Raw genomic sequence first — 8,777 nt, forward strand, 5'->3', positions numbered from 1 at the left:
GGTAGGGGTAACCCCCGTATTCACCGGGGGTGAACAGGACCCCGGAAACGCCGGTCAGCACCGCTGTTTCGGCAGGTCGCAACGGCCAGGCTGAACGGCATGCAGACAAGCCAGCCAGGTGCGGGCCGGGACCGGTTCCTCGACGTCGTCCGGGCGGGGGCCATCCTCGCCGTCATCGCGCAGCACTGGACCATGCCGGTGCTGTCCTACTCCGACGGGCACCTCGCCACCGGCAACGCACTGGCCACGCCCGGCTGGTGGGTTGTCACCTGGCTCAGCCAGGTCATGCCGCTGGTCTTCTTCGCCGGCGGCGCGGCGAACCTGATCTCGTTCCGCCGCGCGGCGTCGACGCGCCAGTGGCTCGGCGCGCGCCTGAAGCGCCTGATGGTGCCGGTGCTGCCGCTGATGGCCGTCTGGCTCGTCATGCCGGACTTCCTGCGCGGGCTCGGCGTGCCGCCACAGCCGTTGCAGGTCGCCAGCGCGATCGCCGCGCAGCTGCTGTGGTTCCTCGCCGTGTACGTGCTCGTCGTGCTGCTGACGCCGGTCATGGTCGCCGCGCACCGGCGCTGGGGGCTGAAGGTTCCGCTGGTCATGGGCGTCGCCGGGGTCCTCGTCGACGTCGCCCGCTTCAACGACTTCGGGTACGTCGGGTACGCCAACGCGGTCTTCGTCTGGGTCGCGGTGCACCAGCTGGGCTTCCACTACGTCGAAGGCCGCCTCGGGGCGCTGACCCGCCGCGCCGCGCTGACGCTGTCGGCCGCCGGCTTCGGCGTCACCGCGCTGCTGGTCGCGTTCGGGCCGTACCCGGCCAGCATGATCGGCATGCCGGGCGCGCCGGTGTCGAACATGAGCCCGCCGACCGTGCTGCTCGCCTTCCTCGCCGTCGGCCAGATCGGGCTGCTGCTCGCCTTCCGCCCGCAGCTCAACGCGCTCGCCGCCCGCCCCGGTGTCGGGCCCGCCCTCGGCTGGCTCGGCGCGCGGTTCATGAGCGTCTACCTCTGGCACATGCCGGCGCTGATCGTCGTCGCGGGCGTGACGGTCTACGGCCTCGGCTACGAGACCCCGGCGCCGGGCACGGTGTTCTGGCTGGTCATGGCGCCCGCGTGGTTCGCGGTGTGCGGCCTGGTGCTGCTCGGCCTGCTGCGGCTGTTCGCGCACTTCGAGATGCAGCGCGACACCGGCGGGAGCACCGCCCGGACGCCGCAGCTGGTCGTCGCGGGGCTGATGATCTCCGGCGGCCTGCTCGGCCTGGCCGCCCGCGGGTTCGCCCCGCTGTCCGACGGCATCGCGCACGGCCCGGTGCCGTGGATCGTCCTCGCGGTGGCGGGGTTCCTGCTGGCGGGCAAGCCGATCCCGGTGGTCGAGCTGCTGGGCCGCGCGGCCGTGGTGAGCGAGCGGGCCGCACTCAAGCGCTGAGCGGAAAACCCGCTTCACCACTCACGAGGTGCGGAGCAGGCGCAGCGGGGTGTCGTGCAGGACGGCCCGCAGGAACGGCTCACCCAGGCGATCGTCGGCGGCCCAGCCGGCGATCGCCCGCAGCTGCGTCGCGTAGGAGTACGGGATGTTCGGGAAGTCCGTGCCGAGCACGACGCGGTCGGCGAAGCCGGCCAGCCGCGCCGTCCAGTCGGGGGGCAGCGGCGACATCGCCTCGGCGAACGGCACCCCGACCATCGTGGTGTCCAGGTGCACCCGCGGGTACTTCGCCATGAGCTCGAAGGCCGTCCCGAACTCCGGCATCGCCGCGTGCGCGAGCACCGCCGTCAGGTTGGGGTGGCGCGCCAGCACCTCGTCGAAGACCGCCAACCCGGTGAAGTCGCCACGCAACGGACCGTGTCCACAGTGGACGACGACGGGGACGCCGGCGTCGGCCAAGGCACCCCACACCGGCTTCAGCAGGTCGTCACGCGGGTCGTACGCGCCCACCTGCACGTGCGCCTTGAACACCCGGGCGCCGGCCCGCAGCGCACCGTCCACAGCGGACCCGGCGCCGGGCTCGGGGTAGAACGTCCCGGTCGGCACCGCGTCCGGCACCCGCGCGGCGAAGTCGAGCGCCCACGACGTCAGCCACTCCGCCATCCCCGGCTTGTGCGGGTAGACCAGCGGCGCGAAGCGGGTCACGCCGAGCGAGCGCAGCGTGGCCAGCCTGTCCTCTTCGGACGTCCGGTAGAACACCGGCCATTCGGTGCCGTAGTGCGTGGCGGCCCGGTCGAAGTACGCCCAGACCTTGTCCATCACCGGCTTCGGCAGGAAGTGGACGTGCAGGTCGACCAGGCCGGGCAGGCCCAGCGACGCCGTCCAGCGCGCGACGTCCGCATCGGTTGCCGGGCCGGGCGTCACTCCGTGAACCGGCCCTTCAGCGCCCGGCCCATGGCCCGCCTGATGTCGCGGTCCGCGTCCCGCTTGGCGAGCGTCTGCCGCTTGTCGTAGGCCTTCTTGCCCTGGGCCAGCGCGATCTCGACCTTGACCTTGCCGTCCTTGAAGTACATCGACAGCGGCACCAAGGAGAGCCCGCTCTCCTTGGTCTTGCCGATGAGCTTCTCGATCTCCCGCCGGTGCAGCAGCAGCTTCCGGGTGCGCCGCGGCGTGTGGTTGGTCCACGTGCCCTGCGTGTACTCCGGGATGTGCACGTTGCGCAGCCACACTTCGCCGTCGTCGACCGTCGCGAACGCGTCCGCCAGCGACGCCTTGCCCTCGCGCAGGCTCTTGACCTCGGTGCCGACGAGCACGAGACCGCACTCGTAGGTGTCGAGGATGGAGTAGTCGTGCCGAGCCTTGCGGTTCGACACGATCACCTTCTGGCCACGTTCCTTGGGCATACGACCACTCTACGTGATTCCGGAAACGACGAGCAGCCGGTTTTGAACAGGCACAGCAAAGCTAGTGCCGGACGTACAGGCGCAGCGTGACGTAACCGGTGATGGCGGAGATCACCACGGACACCGCCAGCAGGATCGGCGCGACCGGGAACAGCAGTTCCAGCATGGTGATCTTCGGGAACACGTCCCCGGTGAACACCGAATCCAGGAAGCCTGCCTTCGTGATGATCAGCATGATGATCCCGAGGATCGCACCGACCGCGCCGGCGACCACCGCCTCCAGCAGGAACGGCAGCTGCGTGTACCACCGCGTCGCGCCGACCAGCCGCATGATGCCGACCTCGGTGCGGCGGGTGAACGCGGACACCTGGATCGTGTTGGCGATCAGCAGCAGCGCGGCGATGGCCATGATGAGCGCGGCACCGAACGCCATGTTGCGGACACCGTTGAAGGCGTTGAACACGCGGTCGAGGAACTTCTTCTGGTCGTCGACCTTCCGCACGCCCGGCTTGCTCGCGTACTCCTGCACGATCGCGTCACTGCGGTCCGGGTCCTTCAGCTTCACGTGCAGCGACGCGGGCAGCGACTCGGGTCCGGTGAGCGCGATCAGCTCCGGCTGGCTCTCGAAGATCTTCTTGAACCGGTCGAAGGCCTGGTCGCGGTTCTCGAACACGACCGACTCGACACCGTTGTTGCTCTGCAACGACGTCCGCAGCGACTGGCACAGCGCCTGCGTGCAGTTCTTGTCGCCCGAGCTGATGTCGTCGGTGAGGTAGACCGAAACCTCGACGTCGGCGAGGAAGTTGGACTTCATCTTGTCGATCGTCCGCACGGCGAGGAGGCCGCCGCCGAGCATGGCGAGCGACACGGCCGTGGTCAGCATCATCGCGATGGTCATCGTGACGTTCCGGCGCAGGCCGGTGACTACCTCACTGAAGACGAAACTGGCGCGCATGGCGGGTGCAGGTCCTTGGGGTCGGGGTCGGTGCGGGGTGGGCGGGTCTCAGCGACCGATGCCGTAGACGCCGCGGGCGTCGTCGCGGATCACCCGGCCGAGCTGCAGCTCGACCACTCGGCGCCGCATGGAGTCCACGATGGAGTGATCGTGGGTCGCCATCAGGACGGTCGTGCCGGTGCGGTTGATCCGCTCCAGCAGCAGCATGATGTCCTGGCTGGTGTCGGGGTCCAGGTTGCCCGTCGGTTCGTCGGCGAGCAGCACCAGCGGCCGGTTCACGAACGCGCGCGCGATCGCGACGCGCTGCTGCTCACCACCGGAGAGCTCGTTGGGGAGCCGGTCGGCCTTGCCGTCGAGGCCGACGAGCTCCAGCACCTCGGGGACGACCTTCTTGATGGTCGGGCCGGGCTTGCCGATGACCTCGAGGGCGAAGGCCACGTTCTCGGCGACGGTCTTGTTCGCCAGCAGGCGGAAGTCCTGGAAGACGCAGCCGATGGTCTGCCGCAGGCGCGGGACCCTGCGGCGCGCCAGCTTGGCGACGTCGAAGTTGGACACCATCACGCGGCCCTTGCTGGGCGTCTCTTCGCGCAGCAGCAGCCGGAGGAAGGTCGACTTCCCCGATCCCGAGGGACCGATGAGGAAGACGAACTCACCCTTTTCGATGTCGACGGACACCCGCTCGAGCGCGGGCCGCGTCGAGGTCTTGTAGACCTTGGAAACCTCTTCGAGCCGGATCACGATTCGGCATACTACCCACCGGTCTCGTGAAGCCCCGGTTGCCCGGTCCACCCGGGTGGAGCAGCGGGTGTTTGCGTACGGTGAGCGGTCACCCGAACACCCCCCGCGCCGATCAGGCGGTCTGCTTCCGCCAGCGGATGCCGGCGTCGAGGAAACCGTCGATGTCGCCGTCGAGCATCGCGGACGGGTTGCCGACCTCGAACTCGGTCCGCAGGTCCTTGACCATCTGGTACGGGTGCAGCACGTAGGAGCGCATCTGGTTGCCCCAGCTGGAGCCGCCGTCCTTGAGCGCGTCCATCTGCTTGCGCTCTTCTTCCTTTTTCCGCTGCAGCAGGCGGGCCTGGAGGACCTTCATCGCGGCCGCCTTGTTCTGCAGCTGCGACTTCTCGTTCTGGCAGGAGACGACGATGTTCGTCGGGATGTGCGTGATGCGCACCGCGGAGTCGGTCGTGTTGACGCTCTGCCCGCCGGGGCCCGACGAGCGGTAGACGTCGACCCGGATGTCCTTTTCCGGGATGTCGACGTGGTCGACCTCTTCGACCTCCGGCAGCACCTCGACGTGCGCGAACGACGTCTGGCGGCGGCCCTGGTTGTCGAACGGCGAGATCCGGACGAGCCGGTGGGTGCCCTGCTCGACCGAGAGGGTGCCGTAGACGTAGGGGGCGCTCACCTTGAACGTCGCCGACTTGATGCCCGCCTCTTCGGCGTAGGAGGTGTCGTAGACGTCGGTCGGGTAGCCGTGGCGCTCGGCCCAGCGCAGGTACATGCGCAGCAGCATCTCGGCGAAGTCGGCCGCGTCGACGCCACCGGCTTCGGAGCGGATGGTGACGACGGCGTTGCGGTCGTCGTACTCACCCGAGAGCAGGGTGCGGACCTCGAGGCCGTCGATGGCCTTGCCGAGGTCGGCGAGCTCGGTCTCGGCCTCGCCCATGCTGCCGGCGTCGCCCTCGGCCTCGGCGAGCTCGTACAGCACGCCCAGGTCGTCGAGCCGCTGGCGCAGCTCGGAGACCCGGCGCAGCTCGCCCTGCCGGTGGGACAGCTGGCTGGTGACCTTCTGGGCCGCCTCCGGGTCGTCCCAGAGGGTGGGGCTCGAGGCCTGCTGCTCCAGGTCGGCCACCTGGGCACGCAGCGCAGCCAGGTCCATCACCGACTCGATCTGGGTCAGCTTGCCGGACAGGTCCTTCAGTGTCGCGTCGAACTCATCACTCACGTTTGTCAAGGTTACGGCAAAACCCACGACCGGTTGCGAGGACCGGTCGTGGGCGCGCGAACCTCAGGCCGCGGGGATGGCGTCGAGCAGCTTCAGAGCGGCCTTGGCCTGGGCCTGGGCGAACTCGGCGACGGCCTTCTCGTACGGCCCTTCGGCCGACTTGGTGGCCGCCCTCGCGTCGTCGAGCTGCTGGCTGTAGCTGGTCCGGGCCGAGTCGAGCAGCGACTGGCGCTGCTTCGCCGTGAGCGACCCCGCGTGCACGAGCCGCAGGATGAGCGGGCTGCGCAGGTGGTCGGGGCCGGCCTCGGACGTCAGCCAGGCCTTGAAGGCCTTCTTGCCGGCGGCGGTGATCAGGTACTGCTGGCTGGAGCGCGGGCCCTGCTTGCCGAGCCGGACGAGGCCTTCCTTGGACAGCGCCGGGAGCTCCCGGTACACCTGGCTGCGGGTGACGCTGAAGAAGGCACCGAACCGCTCACCGGCCCCCGCGACGAGCTGCCCGCCGGTGGCGGGACCGTCGTGGAGCAGACCGAGCAGGGCGGCGGCTGTTGCATTCAATTCGGACACGCCCCCTAGATTCCCACTTATCGGCCGCTGTGTCCACAGTGGTCAGCGGTTCTGTCCATTGTGGCTAGTGAGATCCCCTCGTTCGGCCCAATGCGAGGCGGTCCACTGTGGACGTGAACACGCTCTGCAACCGCTCCCAGGGTTCTTTGGTCCAACCAGACGCACGAGAACCGCCCCGGCAACCTCCAGGCAGGTGAGTTCGCCGGGCGGCACTCCCCGGCTTGGCGGACCGTGGCCACGCACCGCAACCGTCCCGAGGGTGCGTCCACATCGTGGGATCCGCAGTTTTCGGCGGGTTTCACGGAAAAGTCGGCAGTGAAAGCCGGGTGGGCATGAAAAAAGAGGCACGTTCCCGGATTTCCCGAGAACGTGCCTCTTGGTGGTAGCGGGGACAGGATTTGAACCTGCGACCTCTGGGTTATGAGCCCAGCGAGCTACCGAGCTGCTCCACCCCGCGCCGTTGTGGTACTTGACTAGATTACACGGGATGGCCAGGGCGTTTTCACCGGGGTCCCGAAACGCTCTGACCTGCCCTTACGACGTTCCCAGCCACTGCCGGGCTCCACTGAGGACCATCGCCAGCCCGTCCTCGAACCGCGCGTCGGCGTCGCCGAGCACGGCCTCGCCCGCCGACTCCCGGTACCGCTCGTCGAACTCCCCGGGCATGGGCCGCACGGCCTGCTCCTCGATGACGTACCCGATGACGAAGCAGTAGACGGTGAACGTGGCCCGGCTCGCGCGTCCCTCGTCCAATCCGGCCTCGATGCTCCGGCGCAGCGGGTGCGGGCCGACCAGGCTGGTGTCGGCGAGGTACGTACCAGCGAAAACCTTGCCACCGTCCCGATAGGCCAGCATCATCCGCCGCAGCGCGCGGGCGCCGTGCGCGACGCCGTCCCACTCCCCCAGCGATGCCGGCGGCTTCCGGTCGGCCGCGGAATCCCGGTACATCTGCGTGGCCATCTCGTCGAGCAGTTCCTGTTTGTTCTTCATGTGCCAGTACAGCGCGGGCGCCTTGACTCCGAGATCACCGGCGATCAGCCGCAGTGTGAGCCCGTTGAGCCCGACGTCGTTGAGCAGCTTCAGTCCGGATCGCGCAATGTCCTGCCTGGTCAGCGCCATGTCCGACGGTCTCCTCAAGCTCCGGGGTTGACACCTTAACGAGGTTAAGGGCATCCTCGGAACCGGTCAATTTAACGTTGTTAAGGAGCTGGGGATGCGAGAGCTGATCGCGGAGGTGGTGGTCGCCGGCGCGGGCCCGACGGGCCTGATGCTGGCGAACGAGCTGGCACTGGCCGGAGTGGACGTCCAGGTGCTCGAGCGGATGCACGAGCGAACGGGCTTGTCGAAGGCCTTGAACCTGCAACCGCGCACGGCGGAAGTCCTGGATCTGCGGGGATTGCTGCCCCGCGCGAAGGCGCGCTCGTTCGCGACTGTCCCTGACGGACACTTCGCGGTGATCCCGGTGAGTTACGCGGGCTGGGACACCCGCCACCCGTATCAGCTGGGCATTCCGCAGGCCGAGGTGGAAGCGGCGTTGGAAGAGCGTCTGGCGGAGCAGGGCGTGCAGGTGCGCCGAGGCCACGAGCTGACGGCTTTCGGCCAGGACGCGGACGGGGTCACGGTGACGGCGGGCGAGCTGTGCATCCGGGCGAAGTACCTGGTGGGCTGCGACGGTGGCCGGAGCACGGTGCGCAAGGCCCTCAAGATGCGGTTCGAAGGCATCGAGGGTCAGGGTCACGGCGTGGCCGCGGACGTCCTGTTCGCCAGTACTCCCCCGGGAGCTCCGACGCAGTGGCGCTCGATGGGCAACATGGTGACGTCCCGCAGCCCGGGCAAGTTCGTCGGCGTGATTCCCCTGGCGGAGCCGGGGCTGTACCGCATCACGTTCGGAGACCGCCTGAACCGCCCGGCGAACCTCCGGGCCGAGGTGTCAAGGCAAGAGGTCGAAGAAGCGGTGACCGAACGTTTCGGCCCGGAAGCGCAGATAGCGGAGATCCGCTGGGCATCCCGTTTCTCGGACGACAGCCGCCTCGCCGAAACCTACCGGGTGGGGAGGGTCTTCCTGGCCGGAGACGCGGCCCACACCCACTTCCCGGCCGGAGGCCAGGGCCTGAACCTAGGCATCCAGGACGCAATGAACCTGGGCTGGAAACTGGCAGCAGTAACCCAAAACCAAGCCCCGGAGACCCTCCTCGCCACCTACGAAGAAGAGCGCCGCGAAGTAGCCGAGAAGGTCCTGGCCAACATAGCGGCCCAAAACGCCCTGATCCCCACAACCCCGAACCAACTGGCCCTACGTTCCCTCTTCCGGGACCTGACAGCCCTCCCAGAAGTCCAGCACCACCTGTCAGGCATGGTCTCAGGCCTCAACATCACCTACAAGACAGCGGAACCCCACCCCTCAGGAACCCGCCTCCCCGACTTCCCCCTGCCCAACGGCCACGCAAGCGACTTGTTCCACAACGGAAACTGGGTCCTCCTGACAACAATCCCC

General features: G+C 68.5%; 9 protein-coding genes and 1 tRNA gene. 2 read left to right on the top strand and 8 right to left on the bottom strand.

The window, feature by feature from the left end:
• Window positions 1–99 precede the first annotated feature (99 nt).
• Window positions 100–1,416, top strand: a complete 1,317-nt coding sequence (locus tag C2L59_RS04460) for an acyltransferase (protein ID WP_103348234.1) — start codon at window positions 100–102, stop codon at window positions 1,414–1,416.
• 21 nt (window positions 1,417–1,437) lie between these two features.
• On the opposite strand, the gene C2L59_RS04465 is transcribed toward C2L59_RS04460, so the two are convergent.
• The 8 genes from C2L59_RS04465 to C2L59_RS04500 form a co-directional block, all read right to left on the bottom strand.
• Complete coding sequence (locus C2L59_RS04465) at window positions 1,438–2,337, bottom strand: amidohydrolase family protein (protein WP_103348235.1); 900 nt, start codon at window positions 2,335–2,337, stop codon at window positions 1,438–1,440.
• On the bottom strand, window positions 2,334–2,816 hold the full coding sequence (smpB, locus tag C2L59_RS04470; protein ID WP_103348236.1) for an SsrA-binding protein SmpB: 483 nt from the start codon (window positions 2,814–2,816) through the stop codon (window positions 2,334–2,336). The genes C2L59_RS04465 and smpB overlap by 4 nt, the downstream gene beginning before the upstream one ends.
• Window positions 2,817–2,877: 61 nt before the next feature.
• Entirely contained in the window at window positions 2,878–3,771 is an 894-nt protein-coding gene (gene ftsX / locus C2L59_RS04475) for a permease-like cell division protein FtsX (RefSeq protein ID WP_103348237.1), read from the bottom strand.
• Window positions 3,772–3,819: 48 nt separating this feature from the next.
• Window positions 3,820–4,509 (bottom strand): cell division ATP-binding protein FtsE, encoded by a 690-nt coding sequence (ftsE, locus tag C2L59_RS04480; RefSeq protein ID WP_003082104.1) that lies wholly within the window; start codon window positions 4,507–4,509, stop codon window positions 3,820–3,822.
• A gap of 112 nt (window positions 4,510–4,621) precedes the next feature.
• On the bottom strand, window positions 4,622–5,719 hold the full coding sequence (prfB, locus tag C2L59_RS04485) for a peptide chain release factor 2 (RefSeq protein WP_103348238.1): 1,098 nt from the start codon (window positions 5,717–5,719) through the stop codon (window positions 4,622–4,624).
• A gap of 63 nt (window positions 5,720–5,782) precedes the next feature.
• Window positions 5,783–6,283 (bottom strand): PadR family transcriptional regulator, encoded by a 501-nt coding sequence (locus tag C2L59_RS04490; protein ID WP_103348239.1) that lies wholly within the window; start codon window positions 6,281–6,283, stop codon window positions 5,783–5,785.
• A gap of 380 nt (window positions 6,284–6,663) precedes the next feature.
• Window positions 6,664–6,740, bottom strand: a tRNA-Met gene (locus C2L59_RS04495).
• Window positions 6,741–6,817: 77 nt separating this feature from the next.
• Window positions 6,818–7,402, bottom strand: coding sequence for a TetR/AcrR family transcriptional regulator C-terminal domain-containing protein (locus tag C2L59_RS04500; protein WP_103348240.1), 585 nt, complete (start codon window positions 7,400–7,402; stop codon window positions 6,818–6,820).
• Window positions 7,403–7,496: 94 nt separating this feature from the next.
• Here C2L59_RS04500 and C2L59_RS04505 point away from each other — a divergent pair.
• A partial coding sequence (locus C2L59_RS04505; protein ID WP_233223271.1) for an FAD-dependent monooxygenase occupies window positions 7,497–8,777 on the top strand: 1,281 nt, incomplete at its 3' end.

The sequence above is a fragment of the Amycolatopsis sp. CA-128772 genome (genome assembly GCF_002904295.1).
In the GTDB taxonomy this organism is placed as follows: Bacteria; Actinomycetota; Actinomycetes; order Mycobacteriales; family Pseudonocardiaceae; genus Amycolatopsis.